This is a genomic window from Burkholderia sp. YHN3-13 (assembly GCF_055810675.1).
Genome location: NZ_JBVVNQ010000001.1, coordinates 698,249 through 718,149, shown reverse-complemented (window position 1 = coordinate 718,149; position 19,901 = coordinate 698,249). Strand labels below are relative to the sequence as shown.

The following is a 19,901-nucleotide window of genomic DNA, read 5'->3' as shown; positions in this document are numbered from 1 at the left end:
CCGGATCGCCGACGATGATCCAAGCGTACGTCGCGAAAATGCGGGCGACCATTCGCACGATTGACGATGGACATGGCGTTCCCGCCAACGCATCTAAAGGTTCTACCTAGATGCGCGCCGCGCCGCGCGAAAAAAGCGCGATTGGGCGGACCTGCGGCACGCAAAAGGGTATTCAGCGGGTTTTCGGCTCGTTATGATGTGCCGCACACCCCCAGCGAACGACGCGCGCGACCCGCCGGCCACCGGCCTGTCGCGCGGCGCGTGCGACACCCATACCGATATTCAGCGAGACACCCGCGATGACGACGTCACCCGCACCGATCGTATACATCGTCGACGACGACGGCGGCATGCGGACGTCGCTTGCGTGGTTGCTCGAATCGGTCGGCATTGCGTCCGAAGGGTTCGCGAACGCGGGCGAGTTTCTCGCGCGCTTCGACGCGAACCTGCCCGCGTGCCTGGTGCTCGACGTGCGGATGCCCGAGAAAAGCGGCTTCGACGTGCAGGCCGAACTGAATGCGCGCGGCGCGACGTTGCCGGTGATCTTCGTCAGCGGGCACGGCGACATTCCGATGTCGGTGCGCGCGCTGCAGAACGGCGCGATCGACTTCGTCGAGAAGCCGTACAACTCGCAGCAGATGCTCGAACGCGTGCAGCGCGCGCTGCGGCTCGCGCAGCAGCGGCACGCGGTGAGCCAGCGCCACCGCGAACTGCGCCAGCGGCTGGATGCGCTGACCGCGCGGGAGAAGGAAGTGCTGCGCGGCGTCGTGGACGGCAAGGGCAGCAAGCAGATCGCGTCGGACCTGTCGATCAGCGTGAAGACCGTCGACGTGCATCGCGCGAGCATCAAGGAGAAGCTCGGCGCGACGTCGATCGCCGCGCTCGTGCGCGACGTGATGGTCGTGTGGGGCGACGGCGGGGAGTCGTCGCGATAAGGCCTGCCTGCCGCGCTCAGCGCATGTACAACCCGCCGTTGATGTCCCAGCACGCCCCGTTGGCGAAGTGCGCGTCGCCCGACGCGAGCAGCACGGCGGCATCCGCCACGAAACCGGCCGACCCGAGCTTGCCGCCCGGCAGGCTCGCGAGCACCTGGCGCAGCTTCTCCGGCGCGACGCTCTCGTACACGATCGGCAGGTCGAGCGGGCCCGGCGAGATCGCGTTGACGGTCACGCCCTGCGCGGCGAGGTCGCGCGCGAACACCTTGGTCAGCGTCAGCGTGCCGCCTTTCGCGGCCGCATAGTGCGCGCCCGTCGCCGAGCCGCCGTTCTGTCCGGCGAGCGACGCGATGTTGACGATGCGGCCCGCGCCGCGCGCCGCGAAGTACTGGCCGAACACCTGGCAGCCGAACAGCACGCTGCGCAGGTTCACGTCGATCACCTGGTCGAACTGCTCGGCCGTGATCTCCATGGCCGGCACGACCTTCGAGGCGCCCGCATTGTTGACGAGCACGTCGATCGCGCCCCAGCGTGCGACGAGCGCATCGCGCGCGGCTTCGAAATCGCGTTTCGACGTGACGTCGAGCGGCAGCGCGATCGCGCGGGCGCCGCTCGGGTCGAGGTCGCGAGCATGCGCGCGAACGGCGTCGGCGGCGATATCGGCCAGTGCGACGCGGTAGCCGGCTGCATGGAAGCGCTCGGCGATGACGGCGCCGAGCCCGCGCGCGGCGCCGGTGACGAGGACGACTCGATCTGACATGGTGCGTGGTTCCCTGGTTCGCGGGCGCACGCCGGTGGAAGCGGCGCCCGTATCGTGGTTCATGCGGCGAGGGCCGCTTCGAAGTGCGCCGCGATCGCGCAGACCTGTTCGTCCGCGCCCTTGCGCCCGACGATCTGCAGGCCGGCCTTCAGCGGCGAACCGGCGAGCGGCAGCGGCAGGCTGAGCGCCGGATGGCCGCTCAGGTTGAACGGCCGGATCAGCGACGACATCGCGATGACCGACACGCCGTCGCGTGCCTGCTGCAGCGTGATCGGCAGCGCGGGCAGCGTCGGCAGCACCAGCACGTCGGCGTACTCGAGCGCGGCATCGACCTGCGCGGTGAAGCGTGCGCGGACGGTTTCGGCTTCGGCGAGCGCGGCCGGTGTCGTCGTCGCGGCCGTGCGCAGGCGCGTATCGAGATCGGCGCCGAGCCGGCCCGTCGCGACCAGATGGCCGAACGCGCGCGACGTTTCCGCGTTGATGACGGTGAGCCCCGCCGCGAACGCGGCCGGCATGTCGTCGAGCACGACGGCGTGCGCGTGCAGGCCCGCGGCGCGAACGGCCGCATCGAGCGCGGCCGCGATGGCCGGATCGGCTTCGACCGTGACGTGCGCGACGGTAAAGCCTGCCGCGGATGCCGCGGCCTGCGCACGATCGAAGCCCGGTGCGATCGCGGCCATCACCGCGGCCAGCGTGCGGATATCGCGCGCAAACGGCCCGACGCAATCGAGCGTCGTGTCGGCGGGCGCGACGCCGCGGCGCGATACGCGGCCGAACGTCGGCTTCAGGCCGGCCACGCCGCAGCACGCGGCCGGCCCCCGGATCGAGCCGCCGGTGTCGGTGCCGAGCGCCGCGTCGACGGCGCCGAGCCCGACGAGCGACGCGGACCCGCTCGACGAGCCGCCGGGAATGCGCGTCGCATCTTGCGGATTGACGGGCGTGCCCGTGTAGTCGTTGATGCCGGTCATGCCGAACGCGAGCTCGTGCATGTTCGCCTTGCCGGCAATCCGCCAGCCGGCGTCGAGCAGCAGGCGGACCACGTCCGCGTGATGTGCGGCCGGCGGCGCGTCGGCGAGCGCGCGGCTGGCCGCGCGGGTCGGATGGCCCGCGATGTCGATCGTGTCCTTGATCGCGATCGTGGGGCCGGGGCCGCCCAGCGTGAAGGTGTCGATGAAGCCTGTCATGGTCGGTATCGCGCGAACGCGGTGGAATGGATCAGGACCGTGGCGCGGCGGCGAGCGGCCACGGGCCGTCGAGTACGCGTTCGGTGCGGAAATGACGGATCAGCCACGCGGAGCCGCTGGCCGCCGGCGCGAAATCGACGGTCAGCCGCGCGGCGATCAGCTCGGCCGAACCGCCCGCATAACGCGACGCCTGCAGCATGATCCAGCGGCCGCGCGCGCGCGTGTTGCCGGCGCCGATCTCGATCGACTCCGACGTCAGGAAGTGCAGGTTCGCCGCGAAATGCGGGTCGGGCGGCAGGTAGCGGCCCAGCATCGCGACGATCGCGGCGGTGCCTTCGAGGCGGCCGAACTTGCGCGCGTAGTGCGGGCCGATGCCTTCCCACACGGCGTCGGCGGTGAACAGTTCGGCGAGCGACGGGCCGTCGCCGGCATCCTCGGGCACGTCGCACAGCGCCATGTAGCGCGTGAGCGTCGCGCGCACCGCGCGCTCGGCGTCGAGCGCGGCCAGGCGCTGCACGAGCGCATCGATCGGGTCCGGCGACAGGTCGCTCATCGCGCGCCTCACGCCGCGGGCTTCGCGGCCGGCGGCACGGTCAGCGCGCGGCCGACGCGCGCCTCGATCTTGCCGTAGCGCCACAGGTTGTATTCGCCGACGGGCGTCGTGCGATACAGGTTGCATACGGCGACCGTCGTGTCGAAATCGGCGACGTCGGCCATGATGTAGAACGTCCACGGCGCGCCGTCGGCCTGGCCGACCACGAGGCGGTCGTCGTCCATCACGCCGAGCACGCGCACGCCGGGCATCGCTTCGACGGCCGCGAGCATCGCACCGTACGCCTGCCACACTTCGCCGATCTTCTCGCGCGGCAGGTCGAAGAAGTTCTGCGACACGCCGCAGCAGAACAGGACGCGCAGCGGCAGCGGATTCGGGTCGGACATATCGGGCTCTCCAGAGGAATCGATGGGGCGCATGAATCGGCCGGCGATCATGCGTGTTCAGGAACGGCTTCGGTCGACACGGGTCACAGATAGCCGGGAAACGGCGTCACGCCGGTGAACACCGCACCCGCGCCGTCGAAGTTGCCTTCGCCGAGAAACGCGTGCTGCGTGACGACCATCGCGTCGCGCAGCAGCCGCTGCAGCGGATGCGTGCGATAGATCGCCGCCGTGCCGCCGAGGCGGTACGCGCGTTCGACGACGCTCGCGCCTTCGCGTGCGATCTGCGTGGCCGCGAGCCGCAGCAGGCTGACCTGCTCGGGCGTCACCGGATTGCCGGCGAGGATCGATCGCCACACGGTGTCGGTCGCGTCGTAGAAGAACGCGCGCGCCGAGCGCAGTTGCGCCTCGGCCTTCGCGAGCTCGATGCGGTAGTACGCGCGATCGGCGAGACGCGGTGCGCCGGTCGTCGTTTGCCGGCCGCCCGACATCCGGTTCACGACGTCGAGCGCCGCGCGCGCGAGGCCGAGGTTGACGACGGCCAGCACCTGCGCCGCGTACGCGACGGTCGGGTAGCGGTACAGCGGCTCGTCGACGGTCGGTTCGCCGCCGCGTACGAAGGTCCACGCTTCCGGCACGAAGCGGTCGTCGATGCGCAGGTCGTGGCTGCCGGTGCCCTGCATGCCGACCACGTTCCAGTTCTCGACGATCTCGACGTCGGCCGCGCGGAACACGGCCGTGCGCGGCTTGTTCGGTGCGGCGTCCTGTGCGCCCGGCACGGCGATGCCGACACCGAGCCAGTCGGCGCCCTTGCAGCCGCTCGCGAATTTCCACGTGCCGTTCACGCGCCAGCCGCCCGGCGCGGCCTGCGCCGGCTGCACCGGGAACAGGCCGCCCGCGAACACCTGGTCGGGACCGCTCGCGTACAGCTCGGCCTGCGTCTCGAGCGGCAGCGCCGCGAGATAGACGTTCGCGGAGCCGAAGCTCGCGACCCACGCGGCCGACCCGTCGGCCGTCGCGATGCGCTCGATCATGTCGAGGAACGCGGTCGGCGCGAGCGCGTCGCCGCCGAAGCGACGCGGCGTGCCCGCGCGATAGATGCCGGCCTGCTTGAACAGCGCGATCACGTCGCGCGGCACGTGCGACAGACGGTCGAATTCTTCACGGCGCGCGGCGACGGTCTCGATCGCCGCGTCGAGCGGCGACAACGGCGCGGCCACGGAACCTGCCACGGACGGCGAGGACGACGCGGGTTCGATGGCGAGGGCGGCTTGCGGCATGGTTGTCTCCTGGGCGGACAAGGGTTCGGATGCGGATGGCATGCGTGCCGTGCGAGGCTGGACCTGCGGCACGACGATGCAGCCAGTCTAGAAACGCCGAAAACACGCAGCAATTGGTGCGTTGGGCCGTGCGACTGGTGACGTTCCGGGCCGGCCTAAAGAAATCTTCAGGTGCGATCGGCGCGCGCCGGTGCTATGTTGGATTTCCGGCCGCGCGATGCCGCGCGCCTTCATCCGGATCCGATCATGAGTTTCCCCGACGACGACGATTTCCACCGGCTGCTCGACGCGCTGACGACCTGCGTGCTGCTGCACGACGCGCGGACGAAGGCGATCGTGTGGGCGAATCGCGCCGCGTGCATCGCGCTCGGTTTCTCCGTCGAGGAGTTGCTGCCGCTGAAGGCGCCGGACATGACGCGGCCCGAGCCGAAATACCAGCGCGAGATCGCGGTGAGTGCCTGGGATCGTGCGCTCGTCGACGGGCCGCAGGTGTACGAGTGGTGCTATCGCTCGCGTACGGGCGTCGACATGCTGTCCGAGGCCACCGCCACCTACGTGCCGCTGCGCGGGCGCGACGTCGTGATGGTGCAGTTCCGCGACATCAGCGCGGAAGAGGCGGTTCGCCGGCAGTTGCGCCGCTACGAGGCGCGGCTGCGCGAGTTCATGCAGGATCTCGACGAAGGCATCGCGGTCGTGACGCCGCACGGCGGCGTGCAGTTCATCAGCGAATCGGGCCGCCGCGTGCTCGGGCTCGCGCCCGACGAACCGCTCGGCGCGGTGCTCGACTACTGTTCCGCGGCCGATCGCGACCGGCTCGTCGCACAACTGCGCGATGCGCCGTCGGCGTACCCGTCCGCGCCGCAGCGCTACCGGATCGTGCGGCGCGACGGCTCGCCGTGCTGGCTGCGCATCCTGTGCCGGCAGGTCGAGATCGAAGGCGATCTCGACGGGCTGCTCGTGCAGTTCCGCGACGTGAGCGACGAAGTCGCGATCGAGGACGCGCGGCGTGCGGAGGCGCGGATGCTCGAATACGCGGGCCGCTACAACGCGATGGGCGAGATGGCGAGCGTGATCGCGCACGAGCTGAGCCAGCCGCTCGCGGCCGTGCGCAACTTCATCGAGGGCGCGGTGCGGCGGCTGAATGGCAACGGCGCCGTCGAGGACGCGATCTGGGGGCTGCGCAGCGCGGACCGGCAAGCCGAGCACGCGGCGCTGATCATCAAGAGCGTGCGCGAATTCATCGTGAAGCGCGAGCCGGTCGTCGCGGTCGCCGACCTGCGCGACATCCTTGCCGATGTCGCTTACTTCATCGAGCTGCGCGCGAAGGAAGCCGGCGTGACGGTCGCGCTCGTGCAGGCCGACGTGCCGCTGCCGATCCGCTGCGAGCGCGTGCTGATCGGGCAGGTGATCCTGAATCTCGCGTTCAACGCGATCGAGGCGTTCGCCGGCTGCGAGCGCCTGCCGCGTACGCTGACGCTCGCGACGGCAAACCTCGCCGGGCATGCGGAGCTGCGCGCGATCGACAACGGTCCCGGCATCGCGGAAGGTGCGCACGACCGGTTGTTCGACGGCTTCTCGTCGTCGAAAGCCGGCGGCAACGGCATCGGGTTGTCGCTGTGCAAGAGTATCGTCACGCGTCACGGCGGGCGGATCGCCGCGAGCCCGGCCGGCGGCGGCGGGCTCGACTGCCGCGTGACGTTGCCGCTCGCCGGCGCACCCGCGTAGCCGCCGCGTCGCGTCGCGGCCGGGCAGCGACCCGCGGCGCGCGCTCATCGTCCCAGCGCCCGCGCGGTCTGGCCGCCGATGCCGAAGTCGGTGGCCGGAATGTCCTTGATGATCACGCGCGTGGCTTGAAGCGGCGCGTCGAGCACGCTCGCGCCCGCGTCGGACAGCGCGGCGATCAGCGCGCGTTTCCGTGCGTCGGTGCGGCCGGCGATCAGGATCGCGACGATCACCGGCAACGACGGCGGCGCGCCGTCCGCGGCACTGCGGCCGCCGAGGCCGACATGCGTCGCGGGCAGCTCGGTGAGCAGCACGCGCACGGATTCGGCCGGTGCGCCGATCGCGTCGACGGTCGCACCGGTCAGCCGCGCGATCAGCTCGGCCTTGCGTGCGTCGTCATGGCCGGCCGGCAGGAAAACTTCGAGTGTGGGCATGGTGGTCCGGAAAGGTGAAGGTTGCCGGCTCACCTTTGCACTTGCAGCGGTGAACCGGCCGCGGCTTACAGCAGGAAGCCGATCGCGCTGAGTGCTTCGGTCGAGTCGATCAGGCGCACGACCTTCTCCGCGATCCGCATCTCGCCTTCGGCATCGACGTGCAGCGTGTGCGTGACGTCGGCCGCGAACAGCGTCGCGGCGCCGCGCTTGTACGCGACGACGACCTGCGCCGATTTCAGCGCGACGGTGTCGGCGCCGCCGCTTTCCAGCGTGAAGCGCGACACGGTGCGCACCGTGCGCGCCGCGTCGGTCGCCGAGGCCGAATAGCCGGACACCATCCGCTGCACGCGCTTCTCGCGCATGTCGTGGTCGTCGAACACGTAGTTCAGCGTCGCCGCGAAATCGGTCGCATCGGGGTCGATCGGCACCACGTAGTGGCCGGCGGGCTCCCACAGGTCGAGCCAGGCGCGGTAGTCGCGGCGGTCGAGCATCTCGGCTTCGCGCCACACGAATTCGACCGCGCGGGCGAAGGTCTGCTCGGAAAAGAGGGCGTTGCGGTCGTCCATCATCGTTGCTCCATCATCTTGCGCCATTGCTGGTAGGCCTCGCGCATGCCGGTCTCGTCGGTCGCATGGGCGGTCTTTTCGCCGTTCGCGGCGGTCGTTTCGCGGTTCAGCCCGCGGTTCACGAGGATCGGCACGTCGGGGCCCGCATGCGCGCCGCGCTGCACGCGCTCCCACGCTTCCGCGTCGTCGGGGCTGCCGAACCCGAACGGGCCCTGGAAGTGCTCGTGAATCCGCAACCGCTCGCGGTTCGCTTCGTCGGGGCCGCCGTCCATCGCGAGCGCGACGTGGCGAATCTCGGTTTCGTTCGCGGAGATCGGCCGCAGCACGCGGAAGAACGCCATCGACAGCGCGAGGTTCGGGAACAGGTTCAGGTTGAAGCCGACGCCCATCAGCGAGCGCACGATCCGGCGCACCTCGTCCGGCGCGTGACGTTCGGCGAGCGTGGCCGCGAGCGGCGCGAAGCGCTCGGGCAGCGGCGCGCCGTCGTCTTCGTCGAGATCGATCAGCTCGGGCATCAGCACCGCGAGGCTGTGGCCGTTGCCGAGCCCGCGGCAGAACGCGTCCTCGCTCGTCATGAAGCTCGTGATCGCGGCGGCCGTCTCGTCGTCGATCGACTTCATCCACGACTTGTGCACGACCGGAAAGTGGTAGAGATCGGTGGTGTTCTCGAGCTGGATCTTCCAGTTGCCCTTGAACTTGAACTTGTGCTCGCCGTTCGCCTTGATCGGGTAACCGGCGCCCTGTTTCATGAACAGGTCGATCCACGGTTTCGCGCCGCCGAGGAAATCCTCGAGCGGTTCGACGGCGTCGTTGAAGCTCGCGAAGATCAGCCCCTGGTACACGCCGACGCGCAGCTTCACGAGCGGCAGGTCGCCCTTCTCGCACACGCCTTCGTAGCCGTCGCCGTACGGCAGCGCGCGCAGCGTGCCGTCGAGTGCGTACGACCAGCTGTGATACGGGCACGTGAAGCCTTTCGCGTTGCCCTTGTGCGCTTCGCACACGGTCGCGCCGCGATGGCGGCAGCGGTTCTGCAGCACGTTGATTTCGCCCGTCCTGTCGCGCACGACGATTACCGGCTGGCGGCCGATCGTCGTCGTGATGAAGTCGCCGGGGTTCGGCAGCTCGCTCTCGTGCGCGACCCAGATCCAGGTGCGGTAGAAGATGCGGTCGAGCTCGGCTTCGAACAGCGCGGGGTCGTGATACATCGCGGGCGCGATGCGGTCGGGTTGCACGAGACCGTGCAGCGCACGGGTGTCGATCGTCTGGTAGGCAATGTCGCTCATCGTCGTCGTGGGGAAAGAGCTGCGAAATCGGGCCGCGTCGCGCGCGGCATCGAGTACCCAGTCTCGTCTTCCGCTACATATCCGTCAAATTGATCTAAAATTGGCCGTTCAATAAATGCGGCAAATGATGGAGGCTACAATGACGTCGGTCGATCATCTCGATCTGAACCTGTTGCGCGTATTCCAGGCGATCGTCGAGGAGCGCAGCCTGACGAAGGCCGGCGAGCGGCTTGCGCTGTCGCAGCCGGCCGTCAGCTATTCGCTCGGCCGGCTGCGCACGCTGTTCGACGATCCGCTGTTCGTGCGCACGCGCTCGGGCATGCAGCCGACGCCGGTCGCGCTGGAGCTGGCCGGCATCGTCGGCAAGGCGCTCGACATGGTGCGCGTGGCGCTGCGCTACGCGGAACGTTTCGATCCGGCCACCAGCACGCGCACGTTCCGGCTGTCGCTGTCGGATGCGGGCGAGATGGCGTACCTGCCGGCGATCTGCCGGGCGCTGCGCGAGCGCGCGCCGCGCGTGACGCTGAGCGTGCAGCCGCTGCCGGTGGAGGAGATCGAGGAAGCGTTGCGGGCGAGCCGGCTGGATTTCGCGATCGGCAACCTGCCGGAGCTGATGCCGCGCACGCGTCACCAGGTGCTGTTCGAGGAAACCTACGTGTGCATGACGGGCCGCCGGCGCGGGTTGCCGGCCGGCGCCGCGCTGGGTCTCGAGCCATTCGTGCGCGCCGCGCACGTCAACGTGAAGTCGGTCGAGCACAGTCATCACGCGCTCGACGACGCATTGCGCGCGCAGGGCGTGGGCCGCAACATCGCGCTGGAAGTCCCGCACTTCGTCGCGCTGCCGAGCGTGCTGTCGGTCACCGATCTCTATGCGACGCTGCCGAGGCGGCTCGCGCAGATCCTGAACCGCGACAACGCGTTCCGCCTCTATGACCTGCCCGTCATGCTGCCGCCCGCACCGGTGACGATGCACTGGCACGAGCATTTCCACGAGGACGAGGGCAACGCATGGATGCGTGCGCTGCTCGCCGAGATCGTCGAGCGTTTCGACGACGCATGACGGCCGCGACGCGCGCGTCGAATCTCAGAGATCGAGCACCAGCACCGCCGAGCGCGCGCGCGACACGCAGCAGCAGATCACCGTGTTGCTCGCGCGTTCGGCCTTGCTGAGGCAGTGGTCGCGATGATCGGGCTCGCCGTCGAGGACGGGCACCATGCAGGTGCCGCACACGCCTTCGCCGCATGACGTATCGACTTCGATGCCGATGCGCGCGAGCGCGTCGACGATCGACGTGTCGGGCGTCACGCGCACCGATTGTCCGCTGCGTTGCAGCCGTACCTCGAAGCCGTCGACCGGACCGGGATCGGCGCCGGTCTTGCCCGCCTCGGCGGCGACGGGTTCCGCCGCGAAACGTTCGAGATGGATCGAATCGTCGGGCACGCGCGTCGCGGCCGCCGCGACGACCGCGTCCATGAACGGCCCCGGGCCGCACGTGTAGACATGCGCACGAGCATCGATCGGCGCGACGCAGCGGCCGAGTTCGGCCGCGAGCGTATCGGGCTCGACACCGTAGTGGAACGTCACGTGCGGCGCGAACGGCTCGGCCGACAGCGCGTCGACAAAGGCCGCGTGCTCGCGGCTGCGTGCGAAGTAATGCAACTGGTAGTGCGCGCCGCGCTTGTGCAGCGCGTACGCCATCGACAGCAGCGGCGTGATGCCGATGCCGGCCGCGATCAGCACGTGCTCGCTCGCGTCGTCCGTCAGGCGAAACAGGTTGCGCGGCGCGCCGATCGACAGCTCGGCGCCGACGGCCACGTCGTCGTGCAGCGAACGCGAGCCGCCGCGCGACCGCGCTTCCTTCTTCACCGCGAACAGGTAGCTGCCGCGCTCGTCGGGGTCGCCGCACAGCGAGTATTGCCGCGTGATGCCGGACGGCGCGGTGACGTCGATATGGGCGCCCGGTTCGTACGCGTCGAACGGCTGGCCGTCGACGCGCGAAACCCGGAAACAGCGGATGTCCTGCGCCGCGTCGATCAGCGCGTCGATCCGGACCTGGTGGCGGTTCGCTTGCATGGAAAATTCCGTGGGGTGGGAGGAGCGCGGCGCGGCAGGCACCGCGCCGTCATGCGATCGAGAATAGGGACGGGCGTCGCATAAATCAAATCGATTAAAAAGCAATGTCCTAATCAGTGGGGCGGATAATGGTCGGTTGGCGCGATGGCGCTCACCGCACGGCGATCGCGTCGCCCGCATCGGCTGCCGGCAGCGGCGCCGCCGCTGCCTGGCCGCGTTCGCGATCGAGGCTGCGGCGATAGTGCCGGCAGCCGGCGGCGAGCAGCAACGCCGCGAGCGTGGCCGCCGCGACGTTGACGATCGACATCGAATGGCCGACCGCGGCCGGCGCGCCGAACACCCGATCGGTGAACAGCGCGACGACGGTCGTGCCGATCCCGAGCGCGATCAGGTTCGACACGAGCAGGAACAGCGCGGAGATCTGCGCGCGCATCTGGTTCGGCGCGAGCGTCTGCATCGCGGCGGTCGACGTCGGCATCGGGAACGACGCGAAGAACATCGCGACGACGAGCATGGCCAGCGACGCCGGCAGGCTGTCGAGCTGCGTGAACAGCGTGGCGGGAATCACCATGCAGGCGGCGCCGAGCGCGCCCGCGCGCATCGGCGCATCGGCACGGCCGCGCCGCAGCAGCCAGTCGTTGAGCCAGCCGCCGCAGAACACGCCGGCCGTGTTCGCGACCAGCAGCACGATGCCGAGCGTGTAGCCGGCCTCGACGGCCGTCATCCCGAAGCGGCGGATATAGAACGCGGGCGTCCAGCTCAGCAGGCAGTACAGCGTCATCGCATAGAACGAGAAACCGAGGTAGTGGCACGAGAAGGTCGCCCGATGCGTGCCGACGAAGCGCAGCGAGTCGCGCATCGACACGCGCCGCACGGCGCCCGAGCGATCGTGCGCGAGCCCCTTGCGCTGCGGGTCGCGCACGGTCGCGGCGAACAGCAGCGCGACGAGGATCCCCGGCAGCCCGACGATCAGGAACGTGACCTGCCATGCATGCACCTGCCCGACGACGGGCAGCGTGAACGCGCTCGCATGCTTGAGCAGCGCGATCACGTAGCCGCCGATCAGGAACGCGACGCCGCCGCCGATGAACGAGCCGAGCGAATACACGGCGATCGCGCGCCCGAGCTTCTCCTTCGGGAAGTAGTCGGCGAGCATCGAATACGCGCCGGGCGACAGCGCGGCCTCGCCGACGCCCACGCCCATCCGCGCGACGAACATCTGCACGAACTGCTGGCTGAGCCCGCATGCGGCCGTCGCGACGCTCCACAGCGCGATGCCGAGCGAGATGATGCGCGGGCGCGCATAACGATCGGCGAGATACGCGACGGGCAGCCCCATCACCGCGTAGAACAGCGAGAACGCGAAGCCGTTGAGCAGGCTGAACTGCGTGTCGGACAGGTGCAGGTCGCGCTTGATCGGCTCGATCATCAGCACGAGGACCTGGCGGTCGACGAACGAAAAGACGTACGCGAGCATGCAGATGACGACGACATACCATTCGTACGTATAGCGCTTGCCGTCGGCAGCGCGGGCCGGGGATGCGGACATGCGGATTCTCCAGGAGCGGGCGGTGGAAAAGCGCGGCAGCGGCCTTGCGGGCCGGGCGCCGTCGCGGCGCGAAAGCGTGCGGGTGACACGATCGGAGACGCAGCGTAGTCGGCCAAATTCGGCTGCCATAGGCGGAGTGACAGCGGCGCCACACGGACATTTACCGACCCGGATAAAGAAAACACCGAGGCCGTGCTCACGGGCCGCCGCGCGGCACGCGTGCGGCGGGGCGCGCGCGCATCATGCGGCGCATCTATAAGCGTTATGGCGCGCATTGCGTCGACATCCGAAATTGTCGTTTCTAGACTCGGCCCGTTTTTGATCGGCAGCGTTGGCCGTTGGCGGCGAACGCGCATCACACCACGCGGCGCGGCGCCGACCGCCGCCGGCACTTCTACGGGACGACGAAGATGAACCAACCGAACGGGCGGGCCGACCGGCTTGCCGTACCGCTTGCCGCGCTGCTCGCCTGCGCCGCGCTGCCGGCCGCCGCGCAATCGAGCGTGACGCTCTACGGCCGCATCGATACCGCGGTCGAATACGCGAATGCCGGGCCGAACCATGTGGCGCGCATGGGCAGCGGCAACTTGTGGGCGTCGCAGTGGGGGCTGAAGGGCGTCGAGGATCTCGGCGGCGGCTACGCGACGATCTTCAAGCTCGAGGACGGTTTCAACGCGGGCAGCGGCGCGCTGTCGAACGGCAGCGCGCTGTTCGGCCGCGAAGCGTGGGTCGGCATCACGGGGCCGTTCGGCGGCGTGCAGTTCGGCGAGCTTTACACGATCCTGCATACGACGCTCGTCACGTACAGCCTGCCGGGCCTCGGCGCGGGGCTCGCGTGGGGCAACGCGACCAACAATTTCGTCGGCCCCGCGTTCCTGCGCGTGCGCAACGCGATGCGCTACACATCGCCGCGCTACGCGGGCTTCATGCTGCGCGCGATGGCCGCGCGCGGCACCAACGGCGCGGCCGGGCAGCCGGCGACGCTCGGCGACACGTATGGCGCGGGCATCAACTACGTGCGCGGCGGCCTGTCGGTCGACGTCGACTACATGCAGCAGAAGTTCAGCCCCGTGGCGGCCTCCGCGCTCGGCGACACCAGCCCGGCCGCGAACGGCAACTACACGCTCGGCGCGATTTCGTACGACTTCAATGTCGTGAAGGTCGCCGCGCTGTACCTGCGCCATCGCGGCGGCCCCGACGTCGCGGTCGCGATCGACAGCCAGAGCGCGTATCCGCACAGCGACATCATGGAGCTGAGCGCGACGGTGCCGATCGGGCGCGCGTCGCTGCTGTTGAGCGTCGGCCATTACCGGAAGGTCGCGGACAGCGACGGCAATGCCGATTCGTACGGCATCCGGTTCGACTATCCGCTGTCGAAGCGCACGGTGCTGTACACGGGCGCCGCGATGGTGCGCAACGGCGCGCATGCGCGCTTCGTCGTCAACGGCGCGGCGGGCGGCGGCGTCGCGGTCGCCAGGCCGGGCGCCACCGCCAGCTCGATCGTCGCGGGCATCCTTACGGCGTTCTGAGCGTCTCGCCCGCGCCGCGCCCGCTACGCGCAGGCGGGCGGCTGCGGCGCGAGCCATGCGTCGAACGGCGCCTGCTCGCCGATGTTGAACAGCTCGAGCAGCAGCGCGCGCAGCCAGCGATGGCCGGGGTCCGCGTCGAAGCGCCGGTGCCAGTACGCGTTGACGGCCCATTCGCCGGCACCCGCGATCTCGTACAGCGCGCACGGCTGCCGCGCGGCGAACGTGATCGCGATCGTCTCCGGCAGGATCAGCGCGTAATCGCCGTGCTGCAGCAGCGCGGGCACCACCATGAAATCGGGCAACGCGGCGCGCACGCGCGGCATCAGCGCGTGCCGTTCGAGCAGTTGCATCGACTGCGGATGCGACGTGACCGCGACGAAGCGCAGCGCGTCGGGCGCGGCGCCGTCGAGCACGAAATCGTCGGGCAGCCCGGCGCGCCGCGCGGTGCGGCGCGGCATCAGCAGCACGCAGCGCTCGTGCAGCAGCGCGGTGCGCTGGAAGTGGCTCGAGGCGTCGGCGAAATGCCCGAGTGCGAAGTCGATGCGCCCCGATTCGAGCGCGACGTTGAGCTGGCATTCGTCGACGTGCAGCGTCTCGATCACCGCGCCCGGCGCGCGGCGGTCGAACGCGGCGAGCAGCGTCGGCAGGAACGCGCTCGCCGCGAAATCGCTCATATGCAGGCGGAACACGCGCTGCGTGCTGTCGGGCGTGAAACGCGACCCTTCGTCGAGCACGTCCTGCAGGATCGCGAGCGCCTTGTCGACCGAGATCGCGAGCCGCTGCGCGCGCGGCGTCGGTTCGACGCCGGTGCCGGTGCGCACGAACAGCGCGTCGCGGAACATCAACCGCAGCCGGCCGAGCGCATGGCTGACCGACGGCTGCGTGACGCCGAGCCGTAGCGCCGCGCGGCCCACGTGCCGCTCCTCGTAGACCGCGCGAAACGTCTTCAACAGGTTGAGATCGAGATCCTGCACGCGCAAGCCGTCGGGCGAGTCGGCGTCGTGCGATGAAGGTTCGGGGCGGGCCGGCGTCAGCGGGCGGCCGGTTGCGGCGTGCATCATCGTGTCTGCCTCGCGGTAACGGAAGGCGCATGGCCGTAACGCCGCGCATAGGCCTTCGCGAAATGGCCGAAACCGTGGACGCCGTGCGCGATCAGCACGTCGGTCACGCTGCGCGCGTCGCCGCGTTGCAGCGCCGCGTGTACGGCCGTGAGCCGGCGTTCGCGCACGTACGCGGCGGGGGTGGTGTCCAGGAACGCGCGGAACGCGTGCTGCAGCGTGCGCGGGGCGACGCCCGCGACGGCCGCCAGCGCGGCGAGCGCGAGCGGCTCGCCGAGATGCGCATCGACGTGGTCGCACGCGCGGCGCACGTATGCCGGCAGCGGCGGTGTACGGTGCGCGAGCGCGTCGCTGTACGCATGCGGCAGGTGCGTGAGCAGCAGCGACATCAGCCACGCGGTGAGGTCCGCGCCGAATACGGGCGACGCGGTGCCGATGCCCGGCCGGGCGCCCAGCCGGCACAGGTATTCGAAGGTGGGCAAGACGAGCGCGGCGCCCGTGTCGCCGCTCGCGAGCGCGAACTGCAGCGGCCGCGTGAGTGACGTCTGCAACATGTCCTGCAGCTTGCGTTCGAGCGCGCCGCGCTCGAGGCGCAGCACGAGATTGCGGCAATCGGGGCTCGTGCGCAGGCGGCTCGCGCGCGCGGGCGACGACACCGTCAGCTCGCCGGGGCCCGCGCGCGCAACGACATTGCCGGCCCGCAGCTCGCACGCGCCGGCGAGCGTCAGCCTGAACAGGAAATGATCGGCGTCGTCGCCGAACTCGATGTGCGTTTCGCGGCCGTAGCAGAGTTCAAGCAGCGCGCCGTGGTGCAGCGGCACTTCGTACAGCTCCGCATGAAACGGATCGCGGCCGCACGCGGCCATCCGGTGCGGCCCGAGCCGGTGCGCGACCGCGCGTTCGACGTCGTCGGGCGCCTGCAGCGTGCCCAGCCGGTTCGGCGCATGGCGGGAAAGGGCGATGTCCATTCGTAGACCTCGTGGCGGATGCCGGGGCGCGGCGGGATGCGCGGCGCCGCGATTGCGTTGCGCGAACGGGCGTGTCGTTGCGCGTTTTGAAGCGACGCGGCGCGGGCCGCCGCGTAGTCTCGGAAACACTCAATCACCGGGAGACGGCAATGAAGGTATGTGTTCTGGGCGGCGGCCACGGCTGCCATGCGGCGGCCATCGACCTGCTCGAGAAGGGCCACGACGTGACGTGGTGGCGGCGCGACCGGGAGCCGCACGCGCGGCTGCGCGAGCTTGGCGTGCTGAACGTGACCGACTATCGCGGCAAGCGCGCGGTGACGCTCGGCGATGCGCCCGGCGCGATCCGCCTGACCGACGATCTCGCGGCCGCACTGCGCGGCGCGCGGCTCGTCGTGGTGCCGCTGCCGTCCACGTCGCACGATGCACTCGCCGCGCAGGTCGCGCCGCTGCTGGCGGACGGCCAGGTCGTGTTCCTGCCGCCGGGCACGTTCGGCAGCTTCGTGTTCGCGCGCGCGGCGGCCGATGCCGGCAACCGTTCGCGCGTCGCGTTCGCCGAAACGGGCACGCTGCCGTATCTCGTGCGCAAGCATGGCGACAACGAGGTGGTGATCAGCGCCTATGCGACGCGCCTGCCGACCGGCGTGTTGCCGGCGAGCGCGGCCGGCTGGGCGTTCGACGTGCTGCGCGCGGGCTATCCGTCGGTCGAGCCGGTCGAGGATGCGTTGTCCGGCGCGCTGATGAACGCAGGCCCGGTGATCCATCCGCCGTTGATCCTGATGAACGCCGGGCCGCTCGAGCACTTCGACGCGTGGGACATCCACAACGAGGGCACGCAGCCGTCGATCCGCCGCGTGACGAACGCGCTCGACGCCGAGCGCATCGCGGTGCGCGAAGCGCTCGGTTACCGCGCGCCGCATTTCCCGCTCGCGGATCACTACGCGGCCGAAGGGGACGAGTGGATGTACGGGCGCGGCGCGCACGGCAAGCTGACCGAGAGCGGCGACTGGCGCGAGAAGATCGATCTGCGCACGCATCGCTACATGCTCGAGGACATCCGGCTCGGGCTGTCGTTCGTCGTGTCGTGCGGGCGCCGGGCCGGCGTGCCGACGCCGGTCGCGCAGGGGCTGCTGAGCATCGCGAGCGCGGTCGCGGAGCGCGACCTGTATGCGGAAGGCCGCACGCTGGAGCGGCTCGGGCTGGCCGCGCTGTCGAACGACGCGCTGCGCGCGCTGCTCGGCAACGGATACGCGGCATGAAGGCGGCCGCCGATGTGACGCGCATCCACGTGCTCGGCGCGGGGCGCATGGGGCAGGGGATCGCGCTCGTGTTCGCATACACGGGCCTCGACGTGACGCTGATCGACTTCAAGCGACGCGATGCGGCCGGCTGGCGCGCGTTCGGCGAGCGCACGCGCGACGGGATCGCCGGGCCGCTGCACGCGCAGGTCGCGCTCGGCGGCATCGATGCCGCGCAGGCCGAAGCGGTCGTCGCGCGCATCGCGCTCGTCTCGCGCGACGGCGCGGCGGACGCGGTGCGTGACGCCGATGTCGTGTTCGAGGCGCTGCCCGAGGTGCTGGACGCGAAAGCCGACGCGCTGCGCTGGCTCGGCGAGCACGTCGATGCGCGGGCAACGATCGCGTCGACCACATCGACGTTCGTCGTCACGGAACTGCAACGCCATGTCACGCATCCCGCGCGGATGCTGAACGCGCACTGGCTCAATCCCGCGCTGCTGATGCCGCTCGTCGAGATCAGCCGCAGCGATGTGACGGACCCGTCCGTCGTCGACATGCTTGCCGCGCTGCTCGGACGCGTCGGCAAGAAGCCGGTGATCTGCGGGCCGGCGCCCGGCTATATCGTGCCGCGCATCCAGGCACTCGCGATGAACGAGGCCGCGCGGATGGTCGAGGAGGGCGTCGCCAGCGCCGAGGATATCGACACGGCGATCCGCACCGGCTTCGGGCCACGCTTCGCGGTGCTCGGGCTGCTCGAATTCATCGACTGGGGCGGCTGCGACATCCTGTACTACGCGTCGCGGTATCTGGCCGGAGAGATCGGCCCGCGCTTCGCCCCGGCCGCGAGCGTCGTGCGCAACATGGAAGCCGGGCGCGACGGCGTGCGTACCGGCGCGGGTTTCCACGATTATGCGGACGTCGACGTCCCCGCGTACATGCGGCAGCGGCTCGGCGAATTCGCGCGGCTGCTCGAGCACCTGGGGCTCGCGCCGGCGTTCGACGGCGCGCGGCGCGACGTCGGGCGCTGACCGTCGCGCGATCATGCGGCGTCGCCGCGTGAGCCGTCGGCGTGCGGGGTGCGCGTCTCGCGCATCACGCACAGGGTCGCGACGGTCACGAGGCCGAGCGCGACGAGGAACAGCGACACGGGCCACGACGCGTGATAGCGCGCGAGCAGCGCGGTGGCGATCAGCGGCGACATCCCGCCCGCGAAGATCGACGCGACCTCATGCCCGAGCGCGACGCCCGAGTAGCGTACCTCGGTGCTGAACAGCTCGCCGACGAGCGCGGGCAGCGTACCGATCATCGCGCCGTGGCTCACGGCCGTGCCGACCGTCAGCGCGAGCCAGACGAGCGGCGTCGCGCGCGTATCGAGCAGCCAGAAGAACGGAAACGCGCATGCGACGAGGCTCAGCGCGCCGATCAGGTACACGGGCTTGCGGCCGATCCGGTCGGACAGCCGGCCCCACGCGAGCATCGCGCCCATCTCGACGATCATCGCGATCATCACGCCGGTCAGCATCACGCCGTTCGGGATGCCGAGGTACTTGCCGTAGACGAGCGAGAACGCGAGAAAGATGTACGCACCGCCGTTCTCGGCCACGCGCAGCCCCATCGCGAGCAGGATTTCCTTCGGATGGCGGCGGATGCACTCGACGATCGGCAGGTGCGTGCGCGCGCCGCGCTGGCCGGCCTGCTCGAAGTCGCGGCTTTCCGGCAGGTGGCGGCGGATATAGATGCCGATCGCGAAGATGACGATGCTCGCGAGGAACGGCAGCCGCCAGCCCCAGGTGCGGAACAGGTCGTCCGGCAGCGTCTGCGCGGCCAGGAACGCGGCCGACGACAGGACGAAGCCGCCGCCCACGCCGAGCTGGCTCCACGCCGCGTAGTAGCCGCGCTGCTCCGGCGGCGCATTCTCGCTGATCATCAGTACACCGCCGCCCCATTCGCCGCCGGACGCGATGCCCTGCAGCAGGCGCAGCACGACGAGCGCGGCCGGCGCCCACAACCCGATCTGCGCATAGGTCGGCAGCAGGCCGATCGCGAAGGTCGACGCGCCCATGATCAGCAGCGTCCACACGAGCGACGCCTTGCGCCCGTAACGATCGCCGACGTGGCCGAACACGATCCCGCCGAGCGGGCGCGCGACGAAGCCGAGCGCGAACGCCGCGAACGCGGCGAGGCTGCCCGCGAGCGGCGATGCGCCGGGCGGAAAGAACACATGGCCGAACACGAGCGCGGCGGCCGTGCCGTACACGAAGAAGTCGTACCACTCCATCGCGTTGCCGGCGACGGAGGCGATGACGATCCGGCGCAGCTGCCGGTCGGCGAGCGGCCGGGCGGCGCTCGGGGATTGCACGGTGTCGGTCGGGTACATGGCGGACTCTG

General features: G+C 70.2%; 19 protein-coding genes. 6 read left to right on the top strand and 13 right to left on the bottom strand.

All coding sequences use genetic code 11. The features are described from left to right. Nucleotides 1–299: 299 nt before the first annotated feature. On the top strand, nucleotides 300–935 hold the full coding sequence (locus AC0KUR_RS03175) for a response regulator transcription factor (RefSeq protein WP_059559628.1): 636 nt from the start codon (nucleotides 300–302) through the stop codon (nucleotides 933–935). 16 nt (nucleotides 936–951) lie between these two features. Here the strand turns inward: AC0KUR_RS03175 and AC0KUR_RS03170 are convergent, their stop codons facing one another. The 5 genes from AC0KUR_RS03170 to AC0KUR_RS03150 all read right to left on the bottom strand — a co-directional run bounded on the left by AC0KUR_RS03170 (nucleotide 952) and on the right by AC0KUR_RS03150 (nucleotide 5,095). Continuing rightward, nucleotides 952–1,695, bottom strand: coding sequence for an SDR family NAD(P)-dependent oxidoreductase (locus AC0KUR_RS03170; RefSeq protein ID WP_059559625.1), 744 nt, complete (start codon nucleotides 1,693–1,695; stop codon nucleotides 952–954). A gap of 59 nt (nucleotides 1,696–1,754) precedes the next feature. Next, the gene (locus AC0KUR_RS03165; protein WP_473375341.1) at nucleotides 1,755–2,879 is read right to left on the bottom strand and encodes an amidase; all 1,125 of its coding nucleotides are present in this window, start codon (nucleotides 2,877–2,879) and stop codon (nucleotides 1,755–1,757) included. A gap of 31 nt (nucleotides 2,880–2,910) precedes the next feature. After that, nucleotides 2,911–3,432: a nuclear transport factor 2 family protein gene (locus AC0KUR_RS03160; RefSeq protein WP_473375340.1), complete on the bottom strand. Its 522-nt coding sequence runs from the start codon at nucleotides 3,430–3,432 to the stop codon at nucleotides 2,911–2,913. Between the two features lie 8 nt (nucleotides 3,433–3,440). After that, on the bottom strand, nucleotides 3,441–3,818 hold the full coding sequence (locus tag AC0KUR_RS03155) for a hypothetical protein (protein WP_034188314.1): 378 nt from the start codon (nucleotides 3,816–3,818) through the stop codon (nucleotides 3,441–3,443). 83 nt (nucleotides 3,819–3,901) lie between these two features. Further along, a complete protein-coding gene (locus AC0KUR_RS03150) occupies nucleotides 3,902–5,095 on the bottom strand; it encodes an acyl-CoA dehydrogenase family protein (protein ID WP_473375339.1) in 1,194 nt (397 codons plus the stop codon). Between the two features lie 195 nt (nucleotides 5,096–5,290). Between AC0KUR_RS03150 and AC0KUR_RS03145 the strand changes: the two genes are divergently transcribed. After that, nucleotides 5,291–6,820, top strand: a complete 1,530-nt coding sequence (locus AC0KUR_RS03145; protein WP_231750645.1) for a sensor histidine kinase — start codon at nucleotides 5,291–5,293, stop codon at nucleotides 6,818–6,820. Between the two features lie 44 nt (nucleotides 6,821–6,864). Here AC0KUR_RS03145 and AC0KUR_RS03140 read toward each other — a convergent pair whose 3' ends face one another. From AC0KUR_RS03140 to AC0KUR_RS03130, 3 genes are all read right to left on the bottom strand, one after another. After that, entirely contained in the window at nucleotides 6,865–7,251 is a 387-nt protein-coding gene (locus tag AC0KUR_RS03140) for a tautomerase family protein (protein ID WP_034188311.1), read from the bottom strand. A gap of 65 nt (nucleotides 7,252–7,316) precedes the next feature. Continuing rightward, on the bottom strand, nucleotides 7,317–7,820 hold the full coding sequence (locus AC0KUR_RS03135; RefSeq protein WP_049030802.1) for an aromatic-ring-hydroxylating dioxygenase subunit beta: 504 nt from the start codon (nucleotides 7,818–7,820) through the stop codon (nucleotides 7,317–7,319). Continuing rightward, entirely contained in the window at nucleotides 7,817–9,100 is a 1,284-nt protein-coding gene (locus tag AC0KUR_RS03130; protein ID WP_059559616.1) for an aromatic ring-hydroxylating oxygenase subunit alpha, read from the bottom strand. The genes AC0KUR_RS03135 and AC0KUR_RS03130 overlap by 4 nt, the downstream gene beginning before the upstream one ends. Before the next feature lie 139 nt (nucleotides 9,101–9,239). Here AC0KUR_RS03130 and AC0KUR_RS03125 point away from each other — a divergent pair, with 139 nt between their 5' ends. After that, on the top strand, nucleotides 9,240–10,160 hold the full coding sequence (locus AC0KUR_RS03125; protein WP_049030804.1) for a LysR family transcriptional regulator: 921 nt from the start codon (nucleotides 9,240–9,242) through the stop codon (nucleotides 10,158–10,160). Between the two features lie 24 nt (nucleotides 10,161–10,184). Here AC0KUR_RS03125 and AC0KUR_RS03120 read toward each other — a convergent pair whose 3' ends face one another. After that, complete coding sequence (locus tag AC0KUR_RS03120; protein WP_473375338.1) at nucleotides 10,185–11,174, bottom strand: PDR/VanB family oxidoreductase; 990 nt, start codon at nucleotides 11,172–11,174, stop codon at nucleotides 10,185–10,187. A gap of 151 nt (nucleotides 11,175–11,325) precedes the next feature. After that, nucleotides 11,326–12,723, bottom strand: coding sequence for a spinster family MFS transporter (locus AC0KUR_RS03115; RefSeq protein ID WP_473375337.1), 1,398 nt, complete (start codon nucleotides 12,721–12,723; stop codon nucleotides 11,326–11,328). 410 nt (nucleotides 12,724–13,133) lie between these two features. Between AC0KUR_RS03115 and AC0KUR_RS03110 the strand changes: the two genes are divergently transcribed. After that, nucleotides 13,134–14,252 carry a porin gene (locus tag AC0KUR_RS03110; RefSeq protein ID WP_473375336.1) on the top strand — a complete coding sequence of 373 codons (1,119 nt, stop codon included), beginning with the start codon at nucleotides 13,134–13,136 and terminating at the stop codon, nucleotides 14,250–14,252. Between the two features lie 23 nt (nucleotides 14,253–14,275). On the opposite strand, the gene AC0KUR_RS03105 is transcribed toward AC0KUR_RS03110, so the two are convergent. Further along, nucleotides 14,276–15,313: a LysR family transcriptional regulator gene (locus AC0KUR_RS03105; RefSeq protein ID WP_175028475.1), complete on the bottom strand. Its 1,038-nt coding sequence runs from the start codon at nucleotides 15,311–15,313 to the stop codon at nucleotides 14,276–14,278. Beyond that, nucleotides 15,310–16,278, bottom strand: coding sequence for an AraC family transcriptional regulator (locus AC0KUR_RS03100; protein ID WP_473375335.1), 969 nt, complete (start codon nucleotides 16,276–16,278; stop codon nucleotides 15,310–15,312). The genes AC0KUR_RS03105 and AC0KUR_RS03100 overlap by 4 nt, the downstream gene beginning before the upstream one ends. A gap of 149 nt (nucleotides 16,279–16,427) precedes the next feature. On the opposite strand from AC0KUR_RS03100, the gene AC0KUR_RS03095 reads away from it, so the two are divergent. Both AC0KUR_RS03095 and AC0KUR_RS03090 read left to right on the top strand, forming a co-directional pair. Next, entirely contained in the window at nucleotides 16,428–17,534 is a 1,107-nt protein-coding gene (locus AC0KUR_RS03095) for an NAD/NADP octopine/nopaline dehydrogenase family protein (protein ID WP_473375334.1), read from the top strand. Continuing rightward, entirely contained in the window at nucleotides 17,531–18,541 is a 1,011-nt protein-coding gene (locus tag AC0KUR_RS03090; RefSeq protein WP_473375333.1) for a 3-hydroxybutyryl-CoA dehydrogenase, read from the top strand. Before AC0KUR_RS03095 ends, AC0KUR_RS03090 begins: the two co-directional genes overlap by 4 nt. Before the next feature lie 11 nt (nucleotides 18,542–18,552). On the opposite strand, the gene AC0KUR_RS03085 is transcribed toward AC0KUR_RS03090, so the two are convergent. Further along, the gene (locus tag AC0KUR_RS03085) at nucleotides 18,553–19,890 is read right to left on the bottom strand and encodes an MFS transporter (RefSeq protein ID WP_175028472.1); all 1,338 of its coding nucleotides are present in this window, start codon (nucleotides 19,888–19,890) and stop codon (nucleotides 18,553–18,555) included. Nucleotides 19,891–19,901 lie beyond the last annotated feature (11 nt).